Origin of the sequence: Glycomyces sp. NPDC021274 (assembly GCF_040641195.1) — a bacterium.
In the GTDB taxonomy this organism is placed as follows: Bacteria; Actinomycetota; Actinomycetes; order Mycobacteriales; family Micromonosporaceae; genus Glycomyces.
In genome coordinates this window covers 111629-127794 of sequence record NZ_JBFADC010000002.1, presented here as the reverse complement: position 1 = coordinate 127794, position 16166 = coordinate 111629, and the positions used below count along the sequence as shown (strand labels likewise).

The window sequence follows — 16166 nt, the reverse complement described above, 5'->3', positions numbered from 1 at the left end:
ACGCCCAGCCCGGCCGCGAGGCCGATGCGCGCTGCCAATGCGTCGCCTCGGGGACGCCGCGCCCGGGACTGCCAGAAACGGCATGCGCCGGTCCTCCCAGTGCCGGTCAGCTGCGGCGGCGGTGCCTGACGGTCACCCGCGCCTTGGGGGTGGGGCGGGCGACCTCCTCGAACCCGGCGGCCAGGAACAGCGGCAGCGTCCCGGTGTAGGAGCCGCCCGGGCTGCGGTCCACCACCGCCGGATCGACCGGCACGCCTTCCACCGCCGTCGCGCCGTGGCGGTAGGCGAAGTCCACGGCGGCGGCCAGCAGCGTCCGGGACACGCCGCGCCCGCGCCACTGCTCGGGCACGAAGAAGCAGGACACCACCCACACGCGGTCCAGGTCGGCGTCGGCCGGCGGCCGGGTGTCCCGGGCGGTGTTGAGCCGCGGGTACGCCGAGCGCGGCGCCACGGCGCACCAGCCGACCGGCGTGTCGCCGTCATAGGCGATCAGCCCCGGCGGCGGCCCCTGGTCGACCACCTGCCGGGCCGCTTCCGCCCGCGGCCGGCGCAGGCGCTCGCCGCGCTCCTCACGCCACCACATGCAGTAGCAGGACCGGTTGCCGCCCATCTGCCGGGCCAGCGCCACGAAATGCGGCCACCGGTCCGGGTCCAGTTCGGCCACGGTCAATCGCGGATCCACGCCATCGAACCTATCGCCCCGGGTGCGCCGGCGGTCAGGCTCGCCGGAAAAGCGGTCCGCGCGCGTCCTAGCCGACCGGGTCTTCCTCGACCAGGCCGCGCGCGTAGTTCACGGTCGACCGCTGGTAGCGCGGCAGGTGCAGGGCGAGGGCGATGAGCGCGACCGAGAGGCCTTCGCGGTCGCGGCCGAGTTTCGCGAGGGTGAGCGCCTCGCACATGGCGAGGGCGCCGTCGTACTCGTCGGACCCGCGGCCTTTCTCCGCATCGATGAGTGCCAGGGCCCGCTCGGGCCGCCCGAGTTCACGCAGGGACGAGGCCATCTGGATCGACACGCGCCGGCGGCGCACGCCGGAGAGTCCGGCGGCGACGGCCCGCTCGTAGTAGCCGACGGCGGCCTCGGTGCGGCCGGTCGAGTCGTGCGCGCCGCCGACCTCGAACAGCGCGACCGGGTCGTCGGGGCCGCATTCGGCGGCGAGGTCCGTCATCGCCTGCACGAACACGTCCTCGTCCATGTCGTCCAACCGGTCCCACAGCGCGGCGGCGCGCGCCTCCCAAGCCTCGGTAGCCATGGGCAGCAACTCTATGCCCCGGTGAGGACGACTCGCCTACCGGTCGGCGAGGCCATCGGGCAGCGCGCCCAGGCCGCCCAGCAGTACCAGACGCTCGTCGTCGTCCAGCACTTCGTAGACGGGCGCGTCGAGCCGGTTCGTCTCCTCCTCGATCGCCTCGCGCTCCGGCCCCGGGGCCAGCGCCTGGACCTCCTCCACGGTCAACTCGGCTCCGACCCACGCAGCCCGGTGCGCGTCGGCCCGATGGTGCCGCAGCGCCTCCAACCGGGAGGACAGCCGCGCCGACGGCGACGCGTCCGCCGCGTCCCACACCGGTGTCAGCGCCTGGAACACCGGTCCGCCGGTGGCCTGCCCGGCCTCCAGCAGCCGCTCCACCAGCGGCAGCACCGCGTCCACCGCGGCCAGGCCCGGCATCGACGGCGAGGGCCGGTGCGACCACAGCCGCTCCGCGGTCGCTCCGAAGACCCGTTCGGCCTCCACTACGACCTCGCGGCCCGCGTCGGTCAGATGCCAGTACCCGTCGATGCGGCGCACCAGACCCGGCGCCTCGGCCGCGACCGGATCGAACGGCCAGTACACCATCCGCGCCGCCAGCGCCGCCTCCGGAACCGGGTGGTCCAGCAGCGCGTAGAACACGTCGATCTCCAGGCCCGGCGTCAGCCCCCGCCGCGCGTACAGGTCCTTGATCCCCTGTCGCGCCGCGTGCCGCAGCGACACGTGGACGCGGTCGATGACGGGGCGGATCACGGCGGCGTACAGCATCGGCACTCCCAGCGGCGCAGGACAATAGGATGCCGCCCATGATGCCATCCGCACTCGCCGCGCTCAACCGCGAATCCGAGCGGCTCTCAACCGTCCTGGCCGGGCTCGACGCGGACGCCTGGGCCGCACCGACCCGCTGCACCCCCTGGGACGCCGCCGCACTCGCCGCGCACATCACCATGACCCTCGCGCGCCTGGAACCGATGCTCGACGCCCCCGAACCCCCGGCCGCCACTGTGGACGCCGCCGGCTACTACCGGCCCGACGACCGGTTCTCACCCGCCGTCAACGCGACCCGCATCGACACCGCCGCCGAAGCCGCCGCCGATGGGGGACCGGCCGTCGCCGCCCGCTTCCGCACCACCTGGCGCACCGCGGCCGACCGGTGCGCCGCCGAACCCCCGTCCCGGCGCGTCACCACCCGCCACGGCGACCCCATGACCCTCGAAGACTTCCTCACCACCCGCGTCGTCGAAGTCGCCGTCCACGGCATCGACCTCGCCGACGCCCTCGGGCGACCCCGCTGGACCACCCCCGAAGCCGCCGCCCACACAGCTGCGCTGCTCCTCGGCCCCGCCTACGGCACCGCACTGGCCGCACTCGGCCTGGACGCGGTCGCGTTCATCGCGAAGGCCACCGGCCGCGACGCGTTCACCGGCACCGAGCAGGCCGCGGCCACTGAGCTCGGCGTCGCCTGGCTCGCGCTCGGCTAGCAGGCGCTGGCGGTGTAGTCCAGGAGCGCGGTCTGCTCGGCCTGGTCGACGCTGAGATGCCATTCGGTCTTGACCTCGACCCACGCCCAGATGTAGGCACACCACACGGTCTCGTCCTCGGGCATCCACTCGGCCGGGTCCTGGTCCGATTTGGAGCGGTTGGAGGAGGCGGTGACGGCGATGAGGTGCCAGTTGTTCTCCTGCCAGTTCGCGTAGGCCTGCCGGTCCTCGGTGGTCCAGTCGACCGCGCCCGAACCCCAGGCCTCCTTCAACGGCACGAAGTGGTCGATGTCGATGTCCCCGGAGGCGGTCACCGTCTCGGCGTCGTACATCGACACCCACTCGCCGGTCATCGCCCCGTCGCAGTCGGCCTCAGTGAGGGCCCCGGTGCGGTCCTGCTTGACCAGGACGTCGTCGCGGGCGTCGCAGCCGTTGCCGTCATCGTCCTTCCAGTGGGGGAACAGGGACCGGTCATAGCCGTCGTCGCGCTCATCGGCGACCTCGAGCGACTCGATGGACGCCTGCAACGCGGCAGGGTCCACCGTGACCGTGAACGGCGCAGTGTCGGTGAACTCGTTCGAGACCTGCGAACCGGTCCCGGACGGGGGAGCGGAGGTCGCCTCCTCCACCAGACCGGACAGGTCCGAGCAGCCGGCGGCGAGCACGAGCGGAAGGAGCAGGAGCAGACGGGAGGCGCGCATGGGCAACGTCCTAACGGGACACGAGACGGGCGGGGTCGACGCAGCGGTGCGCCCGGGGTGTTCGCAACGTAACACAACCGGCGCTTCCCGCACCGCCCCGCTCCTGCTAGATTCCCCCGAATGATCGTATGGCTCAACGGCACCTACGGCGCCGGCAAGACCACCACCGCGCGCCTGCTCAAAGACGCCCTCCCCGCCCGCCTCTTCGACTCAGAGCACATCGGATACCTCCTGCGCGGCATCATCGGCGACCTCCCGCACCACGACTTCAAAGAATGGGACCCCTGGCGCGGCCTCACCATCGAGACCGCCCGCCAAGTCCTCGCCTACACCGGCGGCACCCTCGTCATCCCCCAGACCGTCCTCCAGCACCAGTACTGGACCGAACTCACCGACGGCTTCACCAAAGCCGACATCCCCCTGCGCGCCTTCACCCTCCACACCGACGCCGACACCTTCCGCCACCGCGTCGACCACGACACCGACGAACCCACCGCCCGCCAATGGCGCCTCGACCACCGCGACACCTACGAAACCGCCCTCACCACCTGGATGCGCGACGCCACCCACCTCATCGACACCACCCACCGCACCCCCGACCAGGTCGCCGCCCACATCAAAGCCCTCCTGACCCAGTGAAACCCGCAACCGCCTGAAAACGTCACACCCGAGCGCGACGATGGGACCAGTAGCCACCACGACACGGCAAAGGAGCCCACCATGGCCTACCTCGTCCTCATCGGCACCCGCAAAGGCCTCTTCACCGCCCGCAGCGACGACCGCCGCCACTGGAGCGTCGACGGCCCCGCAAAACTCGACGACGACGGCTTCACCGCCGTCGCCGAAATCTACGCCGCCGCCTGCGACCCCACCACCGGCCGCGTCCTCGTCGGCGCCTCCACCTTCTTCGGCCCCAGCATCTGGCACTCCGACGACCACGCCACCACCTGGTCCGAACCCGAGAACGCCCCCATGGCCTTCCCCCAAGACCTCCCGTACCGGCCCCTCGACTTCTCCGACACCGCCGGCATCGACCAGCCCGACGCAGAGCAGACCAACACCGTCAAACGCATCTGGCAACTCGCCTTCGGCCCCGGCCAGCGCGTCTGGGCCGGCGTCGAACCCACCAGCCTCTGGACCTCCGACGACGGCGGCCACCACTTCACCTTCAACCAAGCCCTCTGGGACCACCCCCAGCACACCACCTGGGCCTCCGGCGCCGGCGGCCCCGCCGTCCACACCATCGTCCCCGACCCCGCCGACCCCCGCACCCTCACCGTCGCCATCTCCTCCGGCGGCATCTACCAGACCCACGACGACGGCCAGACCTGGGACGGCATCACCGCCGGCATCACCGTCGACTACGCACCCGACGAAACCCCCGAATCAGGGCAGTGCATCCACAAGGTCACCCGCGACGCCGACGGCACCCTCTTCGTCCAAAGCCACGGCCCCGCCTACCGCGCCACCAAACCCGACGGCGGCTGGACCAACATCTCCCAGAACCTCCCCTCCAACTTCGGATTCGCCATGGTCGCCCACCCCACCCAAGCCGGCACCGTCATGGCCTGGCCCGTCGGCGAATCCATGGACCGCACCCCACCCGACCACCGCATCAGCGCCTGGCGCACCACCGACGCCGGCGACACCTGGAACCCCTGGGGCACCGGCCTCCCCACCGAACCGTACTTCGGCACCGTCATGCGCGACGGCGCCTGCACCGACGGCGCAACCGACCCCGGCTGGTACTTCGGCACCCGCTGCGGCGACGTCTGGGCCGCCGACGACCAGACCGGCGAATGGCACCTCGTCGCCGCCCACCTCCCCGACGTCCTCTGCGTCCGCGCCATGGAGACCCCGTGACCATCGACGTGAAACTCCCCGCCGCACTCGCCTCCGAATGCGGCGGGGCCCGCCACCTCAACGTCGACGCACCACCCGACGCCACCCTCGCCGACGTCCTCGACCAGATCGCCGCCACCCACCCCCGCCTCGGCCGACGACTGCGCGACGAAGCCGGCAAACTCCGCCGCTACGTCAACATCTACATCGGCGACGAAGAAAGCCGCCGCCTCCAAGGCCTCGACACACCAGTCGACGGCCACGACATCCAGATCCTGCCCTCCATCGCCGGAGGCTGACACCACACAAAAAAGGGGGGCGCCGCGCGTTGCGCGACGCCCCCAGAAAAACCCTGCAGACTACTTGCGGCCGTTGATCGACACCACATCGACCACGAACACCAGCGTCTCATTCGGACCGATCACACCACCGGCACCCGCCGCACCATAACCCAGCTCCGGCGGAATCACGATCAGACGCCGCGCCCCCACCTGCGCACCCGCCAGACCATCGTTCCAGCCCTGGATCACCGGCGCCGAACCCAGCGGCGACACCGCGAACGGCTGCGCCCCCCGGTTCCACGACGCATCGAACTCCTTGCCGTTCGACCAGTTGAACCCCGCGTACTGCACCGAGACCGAATCACCGGCCTTCGCCTCCGCACCCGAACCCTCGACCACGTCGAACGTGAACAGCTCCTTCGGCGGCTCCTCACCGCTCGGCACCGTCACCACCGGCCGCGAATCCATCTCAGCCGAGACCGACACCTCGACACCCTCACTGATCTGCACCACGTCAGCACTCCCTTCCTCAGCGGCGCCGTCATCCACGCCGCAACCGGCCAGCAGCCCCACGCACACGCACGCAGCGACCACCGGCTTCCAAACTCGACTCAGCAGGCTCAATGCCACCGAGGGAACCTACCACCCGCACCCACCCCCGCACGCCCTCACGCCCGACCCCAGCGAACCCCCGCACAACAGCACCCACCGACTACCCTTCAACACGAACCACCCCGCACCGCCGCACGACCGCACCACACCAAAGGACCAGCGATGACCAACCCCACCACCCCCGCACCCATGCACCCACTCCGCCGCGCCCTCACCCTCTGGGGCACCGTCATCGCCCTCCTCTGGCTCCTCCTCATCACCGACTGGATCCTCCCCGCCCACCTCACCGCCTACGGCATCACCCCCCGCAACCTCGAAGGCCTCACCGGCATCGCCACCGCACCCTTCCTCCACGCCAACGCCGCCCACCTCGCCTCCAACACCGTCCCCCTCATCGTCATGGGCATCATCGCCGCACTCCGCGACTGGCGCGGCATGTGGACCGCGCTGGCCGTCTCGCTGCTGGCCTCGGGCCTGGGCGTGTGGCTGTTCTCGCCGACGTACTCAGTGACCGTGGGCGCCTCAGGGGTCGTGTTCGGGCTCTTCGGGTACCTGCTCGCGCGCGGGGTCGTGATGCGGCGCATCGGGGACCTGCTCATCGCGCTCGTCCTGGTTGCCGTGTACGGGTCGATGGTGTGGGGGATCTTCCCGTCCCAGCCGCAGATCTCCTGGCAGGCCCACCTGTTCGGGTTCCTCGGCGGTGTGGCGGCGGCGTTCATGGTCCGCAGCGCCGCCAAGGCGAGCACGCCCGCATGAGCGCCGCCAGCGGCTTCGGCTACACGCAGCGCTCGGACGGCACGATCGTCATCGTCCACCGGGGCCGGAACGCGGCGACCCTGCGCGGCGGCCGCGCGGCGAAGTTCCTCGACGAGATCGCCGCCGGAGACGAGCAGCTCGTGATGGCCCGCTGGACCGGCGCCTACAAGTTCGGCAACGAGCGCCAAGCCCGCCGCCACCCCCGCAACCAGGGACGATAGCCCCCGGCGGGGGAGTAGCGGGACCCCGCGTTCGACGCGGGCACCCCCATAGCCCTATAGTGCTAACATCCTAGTGAAATAGAGAAACTTCGTGATCGACTTCCACCTCGAACCCCGCTCCGGCGTGGCCCCGTACATGCAACTCGTCCACCAAGTCCAGCAAGCCCTCCGCCTGGGCATGCTCGACGTGGGGGACCAGCTGCCCACGGTCAAGCAAGTCGTCGCCAAGATCGCCATCAACCCCAACACCGTCCTCAAGGCCTACCGCGAACTCGAACGCCAAGGCCTCGTCGCACCCCAGCCCGGACGCGGCACCTTCGTCACCGCGACCCTCGCCGACGCCAGCCTCGACGCCCACGCCGAACTCGGCACCGCACTCCAGCAGTGGATCGCCACCGCCCGCGCCGCCGGACTCGACGACGCCGCCATCCGCGCCCTCTTCGACACCACCATCAGAAAGGCACCCAGGTGACCCCATGAACACCCCAGTACTGCGCGCCGACACCCTCACCAAGCGCTACGGCAAGCACACCGCGCTCACCGAAGCCACCCTCGACATCCCCGCCGGCCGCATCGTCGGCCTCGTCGGCCCCAACGGCGCCGGCAAGTCCACACTCCTGGCCCTCGCAGCCGGACTCATCCGGCCCACCAGCGGTCACATCGAAGTCCTCGGCCGCACCCCCGCCGCCGACAGCGCCGCACTCGCCGACGTCGGCTTCGTCGCCCAGGACACCCCGGTCTACGCCGGCCTCTCGGTCGACGACCACCTGAAACTGGGGGAGCACCTCAACCCCACCTGGGACGGCGCCTTCGCCCGCGACCGCATCGCGCAACTGGGCCTCGACCCCGCCAAGAAGGCCGGACGCCTCTCCGGCGGCCAGAAAGCCCAGCTCGCGCTCACCATCGCCGCCGCCAAACGCCCCCGGCTGCTCATCTTCGACGAACCGGTCGCCGCCCTCGACCCCCTCGCGCGCCGCGCGTTCCTGCAGAACCTCATGGAGCTCGTCGCCGAACTCGACGTCTCCGTCATCCTCTCCTCGCACCTCATCGGCGACGTCGAACGCGTCTGCGACCACCTCATCGTCCTGGCCGAGTCCCGCGTCCAAGTCGCCGGCGACATCGACGACCTCCTCGCCGCCCACCACCGCGTCGTCGGCCCCCGCGGCACCCTCGACACCCTGCCCGACGGCGTCCAGGTCATCGCCGCCGACCACACCGACCGGCAGACCACCCTCATCGTCCACAACACCACCGGCCGGCCCCTGGACCTCCCCGGCGCCGACACCATCGGCCTCGAGGACATGGTGCTCACCTACCTCCACCGCGCCGAAGGCATCGGCACCCCGACCCTCCAGGAGACCCGCGCATGATCTGGTTGACCTGGCGCCAAATGCGCGCCCAGACACTGTGGACCGCGGGCGTCGTCGCGGCCGTCGCCGCCTACCTGCTGTACCTCGCGGCCGACATCCGCGACGCCTACCGCGTCAACATCACCGACTGCACCACCGCCTGCGAGGAGGCCGCGCACACCCTCGCCGACCAGTTCGGGTCCGGTCTGCTCCTCATCGGCGTGCTCCTGCTCGCCGCCCCGGCGCTCATCGGCGCGTTCTGGGCCGTGCCCCTCATCACCCGCGAACTCGAGACCGGCACCCACCGCCTGGTGTGGAGCCAGTCGGTCACCCGCACCCGCTGGCTCGCAGTGAAACTCGCACTGGTCGGGGGAGTGAGCGTCCTCTTCACCGGAGCGCTGAGCCTCCTGCTGACCTGGGCCGCAGGCCCGTTCGACAAGGTCGTCGACAGCCGGTTCGAACCGCTCACGTTCGCCGCCAGGGACCTCGCCCCGTTCGGGTACGCCCTGCTGGCGTTCACGCTCGGCCTCGTCGTCGGCGTCCTGGCCCGCAAGACCCTCGTGGCGATGGCGGTGACCCTACTCGTCTTCGTCGTCTTCCAGCTGGTCATGGCGAACGTGCTCCGCCCGCACTTCGCCGAGCCGGTCACCGAGACGATCGCGTGGGCCGACGCCAACACCGTGGGCCAGATCGACTCGTTCGGGATCGGGCCGGCAGGCGCGGGCATCCAGGAGTACAAGATCCCCGGCGCATGGGTGATCTCCGGCTACATCGCCGTCGACAAAGGGGACGGCACCGAGGTCACCGGTGCCGACATCGAGGCCTGCGAAACCCAGGGCGGCACCCCGGACGACTGCATGATCGCCATGGACGCCACGTTCGACGTCACCTACCAGCCCGCCGACCGCTACTGGGACTTCCAGTGGATCGAATTCGGCATCGCCGCCGGGCTCGCGGCCATCCTCGCCGGCGTCGCGTTCTGGCGCCTCCCGCGCGGCCTCAACTGAGCCGCCACGACCGCTCCGCAGCAACCGCGCGAGATTCCCGCAAGTAATGAATGCGACGACGGGTGTCGGACCCTAGGGTCCGACACCCGTTCGCGTCCCGCAGTGTCACTTGTCGGTGATGTCGACCATCCAGTTGACGCCGAACCGGTCGACCAGCGCGCCGAACTCGTCGCCCCACATCTGCTTCTCCAGCGGCATGGTGACCTCCGCGCCGTCGCTGAGGGCCTCCCAGTAGCCGCGGAGGCGGTCGCCGTCGTCGCCGGAGATGCTGATCGAGATGTTCTGGCCCGGCTTGTGCTCCATGCCGGGCGGCATGTCCGAGGCCATGATCGTGTAGCCCGCCTCCGAGGTCAGCTGGGCGTGCATGACCTGGTCGGCCCCCGGCCCCGACATACCGGATTCACCGAAGGTCATCACCTTCAGCTCGCCGCCGAGGACGCTCTGGTAGAACTCCATGGCCTCCCGTGCGTTCCCGTCGAACGAGACGTACGGATTGAGGATCGAACCCATTGCGGGCTCCCTTCGTCGAAGCGATACCCCGACATCCTCGCAAGTGGAACCGGCGCGGGGCCGCGATTCGCCGATTCGGCACGCACGCGCGGGGGATCAGGACACGGCGCGCTTGACCAGCTGGAACAGGGCCGCTTCGGCGTCCTCGCTCAGCTCGGTGACGGCGTACGAGGTCGGCCAGAAGCCGTCCTCGTCGAGGTTCGCCTCGGCGGTGAAACCGAGGCTGGAGTACCGCTCCTTGTCCTTCAGGCCGCTGCGGAAGAAGCAGACGACCTTCCCGCCCTTGCCGGGCCGGGCGTAGGCCGGCTGGCCGTACCAGGTCTTCGGCGCGAGCTCGGGGGCCGCGGCGGTGACGATCGCGTGGACGCGCTCGGCCAGCGCCCGGTCCGGTTCGCCCATCTCGGCGATGGCCGCGAGGAGGGCCGCTTCGTCCTTGTCCTTGCCGCGGCCGGCGTTTTTGAGTTCCTGCGCGCGTGCTTTGACGGCGGCGCGTTCCTCTGCGGAGAATCCTTCGGTCATGGCGGTTCCTTCCGTTGCGTGGGTTGATCTCCACGCTAACGGCGGCGCCAGGTGCGGGGCTTCTCGATTCCTGACCGGTCCGGGGCCCGCTAGTGCGCCTCGGCGGTCTTCCAGTCGTGGACCAGGAGGCCGAGGAGCACTTCGTCGAGGAACTCGCCCATGACCCAGGAGGCGTCGCGGCGGACGCCTTCGCGGACGAAGCCGTTGCGTTCGGCGGCGCGCTGCATCGGGAGGTTGTCGGCGAGGGTCTCGATCTGGAGGCGGTGGAGGCCGTGCACGGTGAACCCGTAGTGGCACAGCACCGCGACGACGTCCGTGCTGAATCCTTTGCCGCGGGCCAAGGGCAGCAGGCCGAGGCCGATGTGCGCGGCGCGGGCGTGCTTGTCGATGCCCCAGAGGTTCGCGGTGCCGACGAGGGCGTCGTCGGCGAGGTCCACGATGGAGAAGTGGACGACGTCGTCCTTCGTGTCGCCGACGACGAACGGCGCTTCATTCGATCCGGGGGTGAACGGGCGCCAGGGCTGCCCGGTCGCGCGTGCCGTGGTGTGCGGGTCGGCCAGTTCGTCCTGCAGGACCGGGATGTCGGCCTCGTGCCGGGCTCTGAGCCCGATCTTCTTGCCTTTGAGCATTCACGTTTTCTACCAGGCCCCGCCGCGCGGCATCGCACCGCCGGGCACGCACCCCAGCGGGCCCGGAACGCCGCGGCCGGGCCGATCGCGCTAATTGGGTCACCGACCCGACGAATGAGGCGCGAGTTCGCGGAAGGTCGTGTGCGGCCCCCAATCATCATTACTTGCGGGAACGGCACTTCTCGTGAGTTATGTATCTAGGCGGGACACGCTTGTTTTTCAGTTATTTAAATATTAAAAACGGAAATTATTAATGGTAGGTTGTGGGCATGACGAAAACAGGTACGACCACCGCCGCGACGACGACCAAGACGCCCGCCAAGGGCGCGACGCTGTGCAAGCGGTGCGGGACGCCGATCCCGCAGCAGCCCGGGCGCGGACGCCCGCGCCTGTACTGCGCCGAGGGCGACTGCGCGGCCCAGGCGAAGCGCCAGCGCGAGCTGCGCCGGGCGACGCCGGGGCTGGAGGGCGCGCTCGCGCGTGCTGAGGAGCTGTACGAGCAGATCGAGCAGTCGATGGCGTCGGCGCTCGCGCCGCTCGCTGAGGCGCTGCGGGCTGAGACCGATCCGGCGGAGGTCGAGGCGCGGCTGGCGGAGGTGCGGTCGGATGCGGCGTCGTCGGTGGCGGCGGCTCGGGCCGAGCGGGACGAGGTGGCCTCGCGTGCGGCGGTGCTGCGTGAGGAGTTGGCGTCGGCGCAGGTCGAGGTTGAGCGGGTGGCCGGTGCGTTGGAGGCCGCTGAGGGGCGGGCGAAGGAGGCGGTCGCGGCGCGGCTCGCGGCGGTGCGGGACGCTGAGGCGGCGAGGGCGGAGGCGTCGTCGGCGCAGGATGCGGCGGTGTCGGCGGTGGCCGGTCGTGAGGAGGCGGAGGCGCTGGCGCGTGCGGCCGAGGAGGCGCGGGCGGCGGCGTTGGCGGAGAAGGACGCTGCGGTTTCGGCCCGTGAGGAGGCTGAGCAGGCGGCGGTGGTGGCGCGGGGTGAGGCGGAGGCGGCTCGGGCGCGGGCGGATCAGGTGGCGGCGGAGGCCGCAGAGGCGCTGCGGGCCGGTGAGGCGGCGTTGGAGCGGGCTGAGGCGCGGGCGCTGGGGTTCATCGGTGAGCGGGACCGGGAGCGGTCGCGGGTGGAGTCGCTGGTTGCGGAGGTGGCGGTGGCGCGGCGGGATGCCGAGCAGGCGGCGGCCAGTGCGGAGGCGCTGGTGGCCGATGTGGAGCGGTTGCGCAGTGAGCTCGCTAGCGCGGTGGCCGATGCGCGGGTGTCGGTGTCGCGTGTGGAGGCGGCCGAGGCTGCCGGTGCGGAGGCGCGTGCGGCGGTGGAGTCGTGGCGTGAGCGCGCTTTGGCGGCGGAGGCGCGGCTGTCGGAGCGGGAGGGCGGGAAGGGCGGGCCTGCTTCGTAGTCGTACTCCCCCGCACTGGGCCGCGTGGTTTGTCCGGTTCGCGGTTCGGGCCCCGGCACCGCCGGGGCCCGGTGGTGTCAGCGGCCGGCGGCTTTGCGGGCGTTGGTTTCGACGAGGTCGAAGTAGTCGGTCCAGGACTGCTCGTCGTCGCGGCCGAGGTTGTCGTTGCCTTGGCGCATGCCGATGGCGCCGTCGATGCCTTCGCGGACGATGTCGGCGTGGCCGGCGTGGCGGTGGGTCTCGGCGATCATGTGGGTGAGGATCTGGCCGAGGGTGACCGCGGAGCGCTCGGTGGGCCACCAGGGGACGTTGCCTTCGGCGTCGAGGTCGAGTTCGCGGATGGTCGTGTCGGAGTGGTCCCAGACGCGACGGTAGAGGTCGGTGACGTAGTCGCGGCTCTCGTCGGGGGTGGCCCAGAGGTCGGCGTGGGCGTCGTCGTCGCTGAGCCAGGGCAGGGTCTCGGGGAAGGGTCGGGCGAAGGTCTCGCCGAAGTAGCCGACCTCGACGCTGGCGAGGTGTTTGACCAGGCCGAGGAGGTTGGTGCCGGTGTGGGTGAGGGGCCGGCGGATGTCGTACTCCCCCAGGCCTTCGAGCTTCCACAGGACGGCGTCGCGGCCGGATTGGAGATAGCGTGCCAGGTGTGTCTTGAGGTCGGTCATGCGTGCGAGTCTCCTACAGGGGTGTGACGTCAGAGGCCGATGGGGGTGGATTGGAAGATCTGGATCTCCCCGGGTCGGGAGCGGTAGGCGTCGAGGGCGGCGCTGCCGGCGATGTGGTGGGGTGCGTCGAGGTGGGCGGTGAGGGCGTCCATGTCGGTCCACTCTTCGACGCAGACGAACGCGTTCGGGTCGTCGATAGACGCCCAGAACTCGTAGCGGAGGCACCCGGGGTCGTTGGCGCGGGTGGCGGCCTGGAGGGCGCGCAGGCCCTCGATGTAGGCGTCGCGGTGCGCGGGGAGGGCGTGGACGTAGGCGTGGACGGTGATCATGGGGGCCACGGTAGTGGGCGGGGGCGGGCGGGGCAATCCGATTGCGGACCGGGGCGGGGCGTTGTTACCGTGGCGTCCGATGACTGCTCATGACGCGCCGACACGATACGGCTTCCTGGACTGCAACTCCCCCATCGCCGCTTGGCGCCTCGACCGGCAGGTCGAGGAGTGCGCGGCGGCGAACCCGCAAGTGATCGTCGACATCGGTTGCGGCTGGGGCGAACTGCTGCAGCGCGTGGCCGCGAAGGTGCCGGGCGCGAAGGCGTACGGCATCGACTCGGACCTGGAGCTGCTGGAGCGGGGGCGGATCGGTGCCGCCCAGCGCGGGATCGGCGACCGGGTCGAGTTCGTGGAGTACCGGGGCGAGGACTGGACCGAGCCGGCGGATCTGGTGATCTGCATCGGTGCGGTGCACGCGTTCGGTACGGCCGCGGACGCACTGCGGGCCCTGTACAAGATCGTGAAGCCCGGTGGGCGTCTCCTGATCGGCGACGGCGTGTGGAACCGGGTGCCGGCGGAGGCGGAGCTGGCCGCGATGTGGCCCGAGACCTCGACCGGGGACTGGATGCTGCTGCCGGAGTTCGTCGACGCGGCGATCGCGACCGGGTTCCGGCCGCTGCGGGTGGAGTCGGTGGAGCAGTCGGAGTGGGACGACTTCGAGTCGCAGTTCCTGGCGGACAAGGAGGTGTGGCTGCTGGCCAACCCCGGGCATCCGCGGGCGGCCGAGGTCCGCGGGCAGGCCGACGCGCACCGGAACTGGTGGCTGCGCGGGCACCGCGGGCTGCTGGGGTTCGCGTACCTGACGTTGGGCCGACCGGTCGAATAGCGTTGTGCCGAAGGCCCCGGACCGGTGCGGTTCGGGGCCTTCGGTGTGCCTGCTCCCCCGGGGGTGTCAGAGTGCGGCGAGGACGGCGAGGCCGATGAAGAGGATCTGCTCGGCGGTGCGGATGCCCAGTGGCGTGGCGGGTTTTCCGGCGAGGGGGATGCCGCGGCGGGCTGCGGAGACGTTCGCGGGGAACATGGCGGCCATGAGCAGCGCGAGGCAGATCGCGGCCGCGGGCGCGGTCGCGGGAATGAGCAGTCCGGCGGCGCCGGCGAGTTCGAGGACGCCGGTGAGGGCGACGAGTGCGGTGGGCCGGGGCAGGCGCTCGGGGATCATGCGGGCCATGTCGTCCCTGAACTTGGGGACGAAGTGGACGGTGCCGGTGATGAGGAACATGGCGGCGAGGCCGATGCGCAGGGAGGTCTGCCAGTCGAGGGCGTCGGCGCCGAGGAGTCCGGCGAGGCGGGCCAGGAGGGTCGCGGCGGTGAGGGTGACGATGGGGACCATGGGGCGGGGCCTTTCCTGGAGCGCTCGCGCATCTGGCTTGGCGCATGCTTCTTGACAGTGTCAAGTTCATGATGCAGCACAAATCTTGACACCGTCAAGCGCGGGTGGTGTGGGCTCGGACTCAGGCGCGCCGTTCGCGCCAGGCCCGGACCTCGTCATCGACGTCGCGCAGGCCGAACCGCAGGGGCGGTCCGTCGATCGGGCCGATGAGGGCCTTGCGGATCCGCACGTTCAGGGCCTCGAGCGCCTCGCGCACGGCCGCTTCGTCCTGCAGCGCGTCGAGGGTGTCGGGGAGCTGCTCGATCTCCTTCGCGAGTTTGAGCGCCGTAGGGAGGGCGTCGAGGCCGATGTTCTCGCGGGTGGCCTGCTGGTGGAGCCACCAGTCCTCGCGCAGCGGCTGCCCGATGCCCGGCAGCGGCTTCCCGGCGCCGGGGAGGTTCTTGAACTCGCCGCGGGCCTCGGCCTCCTGGATCTGGCGGTCCACGCCGCGTGCCTGCCTGTCGCTCATCAGGACCTCCTCGGTAGGGGCCCAATGATAACGAGTGCGACGCGTCGTTCAGCGACGCTTGCGAGCGGTCACTGGGCGCCTTCGGCGGCGCTTGCGAGCCGTCACTGAGCACCGTGGATCACCAGGGCGACCGCCGCGAACTGCGCGGCGTACGCGGCCACGGTGAACGCGTGGAAGACCTCGTGGAACCCGAACCACTGCACCGACGGGTTGGGCCGCTTCAGCGCGTAGATGACGCCGCCGACCGTGTAGAGCACCCCGCCGGTGATGATCAGGACCGTCGCCGCCGTCCCCGCCCCTGCCAGGAGCTGCGGCATCACGAACACCGCCGCCCAGCCCAGACCGATGTACAGCACCGTGTACAGCCAGCGCGGGGCGCTCAGCCAGAGGGTGCGGAAGGCGACGCCGGCGAGGGCGCCGGTCCAGATGCCGGTCAGGAGTGCGGTGCGGGCGGTGCCGTCGAGGGCGAGGGTCGCGATGGGCGTGTAGGTGCCGGCGATGATGAGGTAGATGTTGGCGTGGTCGAGGCGTTTGAGGCGGGTGGTGGCGCGTTCGGTGAGATTGGTGCGGTGGTAGAGGGCGGAGATGCCGAAGAGGGCGGCGGAGGTGGCGACGTAGACGGCGGTGGCGAGGCGGCCGGTGAGGGTGGGTGCGGTGCTGATGAGGATGAGGCCGGCGATGATCGCGGTGGGGAAGGCGGCGAGGTGGAGCCAGCCGCGGAGTCGGGGTTTGGTGTCGGTGTCGTTGATCGCCAGTGCCATGGTTCGACGGTATCCCTGCGGGTTACTTGTCGGTAGTGC

At 70.9% G+C, this 16166-nt stretch carries 24 protein-coding genes; 11 read left to right on the top strand and 13 right to left on the bottom strand.

Annotated features, from left to right (window positions below; all coding sequences use genetic code 11):
- Positions 1–106: 106 nt before the first annotated feature.
- From AB0I03_RS04515 to AB0I03_RS04505, 3 genes are all read right to left on the bottom strand, one after another.
- Positions 107–682: a GNAT family N-acetyltransferase gene (locus AB0I03_RS04515; protein ID WP_360406303.1), complete on the bottom strand. Its 576-nt coding sequence runs from the start codon at positions 680–682 to the stop codon at positions 107–109.
- A gap of 67 nt (positions 683–749) precedes the next feature.
- Positions 750–1250 carry a tetratricopeptide repeat protein gene (locus tag AB0I03_RS04510; RefSeq protein ID WP_360406300.1) on the bottom strand — a complete coding sequence of 167 codons (501 nt, stop codon included), beginning with the start codon at positions 1248–1250 and terminating at the stop codon, positions 750–752.
- Between the two features lie 36 nt (positions 1251–1286).
- Positions 1287–2012 (bottom strand): hypothetical protein, encoded by a 726-nt coding sequence (locus AB0I03_RS04505; RefSeq protein WP_360406297.1) that lies wholly within the window; start codon positions 2010–2012, stop codon positions 1287–1289.
- 38 nt (positions 2013–2050) lie between these two features.
- Between AB0I03_RS04505 and AB0I03_RS04500 the strand changes: the two genes are divergently transcribed.
- Positions 2051–2725, top strand: coding sequence for a maleylpyruvate isomerase N-terminal domain-containing protein (locus AB0I03_RS04500; RefSeq protein ID WP_360406294.1), 675 nt, complete (start codon positions 2051–2053; stop codon positions 2723–2725).
- On the opposite strand, the gene AB0I03_RS04495 is transcribed toward AB0I03_RS04500, so the two are convergent.
- Positions 2722–3426, bottom strand: a complete 705-nt coding sequence (locus tag AB0I03_RS04495; RefSeq protein WP_360406291.1) for an HNH endonuclease family protein — start codon at positions 3424–3426, stop codon at positions 2722–2724. The two genes, AB0I03_RS04500 and AB0I03_RS04495, sit on opposite strands and share 4 nt — an antisense overlap.
- A 120-nt stretch (positions 3427–3546) precedes the next feature.
- Here AB0I03_RS04495 and AB0I03_RS04490 point away from each other — a divergent pair, with 120 nt between their 5' ends.
- From AB0I03_RS04490 to AB0I03_RS04480, 3 genes are all read left to right on the top strand, one after another.
- Entirely contained in the window at positions 3547–4065 is a 519-nt protein-coding gene (locus AB0I03_RS04490) for an AAA family ATPase (protein WP_360406288.1), read from the top strand.
- A gap of 81 nt (positions 4066–4146) precedes the next feature.
- Positions 4147–5289, top strand: coding sequence for a sialidase family protein (locus AB0I03_RS04485; protein WP_360406285.1), 1143 nt, complete (start codon positions 4147–4149; stop codon positions 5287–5289).
- Complete coding sequence (locus AB0I03_RS04480; RefSeq protein WP_360406282.1) at positions 5286–5567, top strand: MoaD/ThiS family protein; 282 nt, start codon at positions 5286–5288, stop codon at positions 5565–5567. Before AB0I03_RS04485 ends, AB0I03_RS04480 begins: the two co-directional genes overlap by 4 nt.
- Before the next feature lie 60 nt (positions 5568–5627).
- Here the strand turns inward: AB0I03_RS04480 and AB0I03_RS04475 are convergent, their stop codons facing one another.
- On the bottom strand, positions 5628–6179 hold the full coding sequence (locus tag AB0I03_RS04475) for an FKBP-type peptidyl-prolyl cis-trans isomerase (RefSeq protein ID WP_360406279.1): 552 nt from the start codon (positions 6177–6179) through the stop codon (positions 5628–5630).
- Between the two features lie 144 nt (positions 6180–6323).
- Here AB0I03_RS04475 and AB0I03_RS04470 point away from each other — a divergent pair, with 144 nt between their 5' ends.
- The 5 genes from AB0I03_RS04470 to AB0I03_RS04450 all read left to right on the top strand — a co-directional run bounded on the left by AB0I03_RS04470 (position 6324) and on the right by AB0I03_RS04450 (position 9494).
- Positions 6324–6917: a rhomboid family intramembrane serine protease gene (locus tag AB0I03_RS04470; protein WP_360406276.1), complete on the top strand. Its 594-nt coding sequence runs from the start codon at positions 6324–6326 to the stop codon at positions 6915–6917.
- Positions 6914–7138 carry a hypothetical protein gene (locus AB0I03_RS04465; protein ID WP_360406273.1) on the top strand — a complete coding sequence of 75 codons (225 nt, stop codon included), beginning with the start codon at positions 6914–6916 and terminating at the stop codon, positions 7136–7138. The genes AB0I03_RS04470 and AB0I03_RS04465 overlap by 4 nt, the downstream gene beginning before the upstream one ends.
- 91 nt (positions 7139–7229) lie before the next feature.
- The gene (locus tag AB0I03_RS04460; protein ID WP_360406270.1) at positions 7230–7610 is read left to right on the top strand and encodes a GntR family transcriptional regulator; all 381 of its coding nucleotides are present in this window, start codon (positions 7230–7232) and stop codon (positions 7608–7610) included.
- A 4-nt stretch (positions 7611–7614) separates the two neighbouring features.
- Complete coding sequence (locus AB0I03_RS04455; RefSeq protein WP_360406267.1) at positions 7615–8508, top strand: ABC transporter ATP-binding protein; 894 nt, start codon at positions 7615–7617, stop codon at positions 8506–8508.
- Complete coding sequence (locus AB0I03_RS04450; RefSeq protein WP_360406264.1) at positions 8505–9494, top strand: ABC transporter permease subunit; 990 nt, start codon at positions 8505–8507, stop codon at positions 9492–9494. Before AB0I03_RS04455 ends, AB0I03_RS04450 begins: the two co-directional genes overlap by 4 nt.
- Positions 9495–9599: 105 nt before the next feature.
- On the opposite strand, the gene AB0I03_RS04445 is transcribed toward AB0I03_RS04450, so the two are convergent.
- From AB0I03_RS04445 to AB0I03_RS04435, 3 genes are all read right to left on the bottom strand, one after another.
- A complete protein-coding gene (locus tag AB0I03_RS04445; protein WP_360406261.1) occupies positions 9600–10004 on the bottom strand; it encodes a VOC family protein in 405 nt (134 codons plus the stop codon).
- A 96-nt stretch (positions 10005–10100) separates the two neighbouring features.
- Positions 10101–10523: a DUF1801 domain-containing protein gene (locus AB0I03_RS04440; protein ID WP_360406258.1), complete on the bottom strand. Its 423-nt coding sequence runs from the start codon at positions 10521–10523 to the stop codon at positions 10101–10103.
- Positions 10524–10612: 89 nt separating this feature from the next.
- Positions 10613–11152: a GNAT family protein gene (locus tag AB0I03_RS04435; RefSeq protein WP_360406255.1), complete on the bottom strand. Its 540-nt coding sequence runs from the start codon at positions 11150–11152 to the stop codon at positions 10613–10615.
- 269 nt (positions 11153–11421) lie between these two features.
- On the opposite strand from AB0I03_RS04435, the gene AB0I03_RS04430 reads away from it, so the two are divergent.
- Positions 11422–12540, top strand: coding sequence for a hypothetical protein (locus tag AB0I03_RS04430; RefSeq protein WP_360406252.1), 1119 nt, complete (start codon positions 11422–11424; stop codon positions 12538–12540).
- A 77-nt stretch (positions 12541–12617) separates the two neighbouring features.
- Here the strand turns inward: AB0I03_RS04430 and AB0I03_RS04425 are convergent, their stop codons facing one another.
- Both AB0I03_RS04425 and AB0I03_RS04420 read right to left on the bottom strand, forming a co-directional pair.
- Positions 12618–13199, bottom strand: coding sequence for a DinB family protein (locus tag AB0I03_RS04425; RefSeq protein ID WP_360406249.1), 582 nt, complete (start codon positions 13197–13199; stop codon positions 12618–12620).
- Positions 13200–13228: 29 nt separating this feature from the next.
- A complete protein-coding gene (locus AB0I03_RS04420) occupies positions 13229–13528 on the bottom strand; it encodes a putative quinol monooxygenase (protein WP_360406246.1) in 300 nt (99 codons plus the stop codon).
- Between the two features lie 79 nt (positions 13529–13607).
- Between AB0I03_RS04420 and AB0I03_RS04415 the strand changes: the two genes are divergently transcribed.
- A complete protein-coding gene (locus tag AB0I03_RS04415; protein WP_360406243.1) occupies positions 13608–14354 on the top strand; it encodes a class I SAM-dependent methyltransferase in 747 nt (248 codons plus the stop codon).
- A 66-nt stretch (positions 14355–14420) separates the two neighbouring features.
- Here AB0I03_RS04415 and AB0I03_RS04410 read toward each other — a convergent pair whose 3' ends face one another.
- The 3 genes from AB0I03_RS04410 to AB0I03_RS04400 form a co-directional block, all read right to left on the bottom strand.
- Positions 14421–14858, bottom strand: a complete 438-nt coding sequence (locus tag AB0I03_RS04410) for a DoxX family protein (protein WP_360406240.1) — start codon at positions 14856–14858, stop codon at positions 14421–14423.
- Positions 14859–14979: 121 nt separating this feature from the next.
- Entirely contained in the window at positions 14980–15366 is a 387-nt protein-coding gene (locus AB0I03_RS04405) for a DUF1992 domain-containing protein (RefSeq protein WP_360406237.1), read from the bottom strand.
- A gap of 101 nt (positions 15367–15467) precedes the next feature.
- A complete protein-coding gene (locus AB0I03_RS04400) occupies positions 15468–16127 on the bottom strand; it encodes a hemolysin III family protein (RefSeq protein WP_360406234.1) in 660 nt (219 codons plus the stop codon).
- Between the last annotated feature and the right edge of the window lie 39 nt (positions 16128–16166).

Coding starts and splice junctions, on each gene's coding strand:
- AB0I03_RS04510 (WP_360406300.1), bottom strand. CDS start 1,250: ATGGCTACCGAGGCTTGGGAGGCGCGCGCCGCCGCGCTGTGGGACCGG.
- AB0I03_RS04505 (WP_360406297.1), bottom strand. CDS start 2,012: ATGCTGTACGCCGCCGTGATCCGCCCCGTCATCGACCGCGTCCACGTG.
- AB0I03_RS04500 (WP_360406294.1), top strand. CDS start 2,051: ATGATGCCATCCGCACTCGCCGCGCTCAACCGCGAATCCGAGCGGCTC.
- AB0I03_RS04495 (WP_360406291.1), bottom strand. CDS start 3,426: ATGCGCGCCTCCCGTCTGCTCCTGCTCCTTCCGCTCGTGCTCGCCGCC.
- AB0I03_RS04490 (WP_360406288.1), top strand. CDS start 3,547: ATGATCGTATGGCTCAACGGCACCTACGGCGCCGGCAAGACCACCACC.
- AB0I03_RS04485 (WP_360406285.1), top strand. CDS start 4,147: ATGGCCTACCTCGTCCTCATCGGCACCCGCAAAGGCCTCTTCACCGCC.
- AB0I03_RS04470 (WP_360406276.1), top strand. CDS start 6,324: ATGACCAACCCCACCACCCCCGCACCCATGCACCCACTCCGCCGCGCC.
- AB0I03_RS04465 (WP_360406273.1), top strand. CDS start 6,914: ATGAGCGCCGCCAGCGGCTTCGGCTACACGCAGCGCTCGGACGGCACG.
- AB0I03_RS04455 (WP_360406267.1), top strand. CDS start 7,615: ATGAACACCCCAGTACTGCGCGCCGACACCCTCACCAAGCGCTACGGC.
- AB0I03_RS04450 (WP_360406264.1), top strand. CDS start 8,505: ATGATCTGGTTGACCTGGCGCCAAATGCGCGCCCAGACACTGTGGACC.
- AB0I03_RS04445 (WP_360406261.1), bottom strand. CDS start 10,004: ATGGGTTCGATCCTCAATCCGTACGTCTCGTTCGACGGGAACGCACGG.
- AB0I03_RS04440 (WP_360406258.1), bottom strand. CDS start 10,523: ATGACCGAAGGATTCTCCGCAGAGGAACGCGCCGCCGTCAAAGCACGC.
- AB0I03_RS04435 (WP_360406255.1), bottom strand. CDS start 11,152: ATGCTCAAAGGCAAGAAGATCGGGCTCAGAGCCCGGCACGAGGCCGAC.
- AB0I03_RS04430 (WP_360406252.1), top strand. CDS start 11,422: ATGACGAAAACAGGTACGACCACCGCCGCGACGACGACCAAGACGCCC.
- AB0I03_RS04425 (WP_360406249.1), bottom strand. CDS start 13,199: ATGACCGACCTCAAGACACACCTGGCACGCTATCTCCAATCCGGCCGC.
- AB0I03_RS04420 (WP_360406246.1), bottom strand. CDS start 13,528: ATGATCACCGTCCACGCCTACGTCCACGCCCTCCCCGCGCACCGCGAC.
- AB0I03_RS04415 (WP_360406243.1), top strand. CDS start 13,608: ATGACTGCTCATGACGCGCCGACACGATACGGCTTCCTGGACTGCAAC.
- AB0I03_RS04410 (WP_360406240.1), bottom strand. CDS start 14,858: ATGGTCCCCATCGTCACCCTCACCGCCGCGACCCTCCTGGCCCGCCTC.
- AB0I03_RS04405 (WP_360406237.1), bottom strand. CDS start 15,366: ATGAGCGACAGGCAGGCACGCGGCGTGGACCGCCAGATCCAGGAGGCC.
- AB0I03_RS04400 (WP_360406234.1), bottom strand. CDS start 16,127: ATGGCACTGGCGATCAACGACACCGACACCAAACCCCGACTCCGCGGC.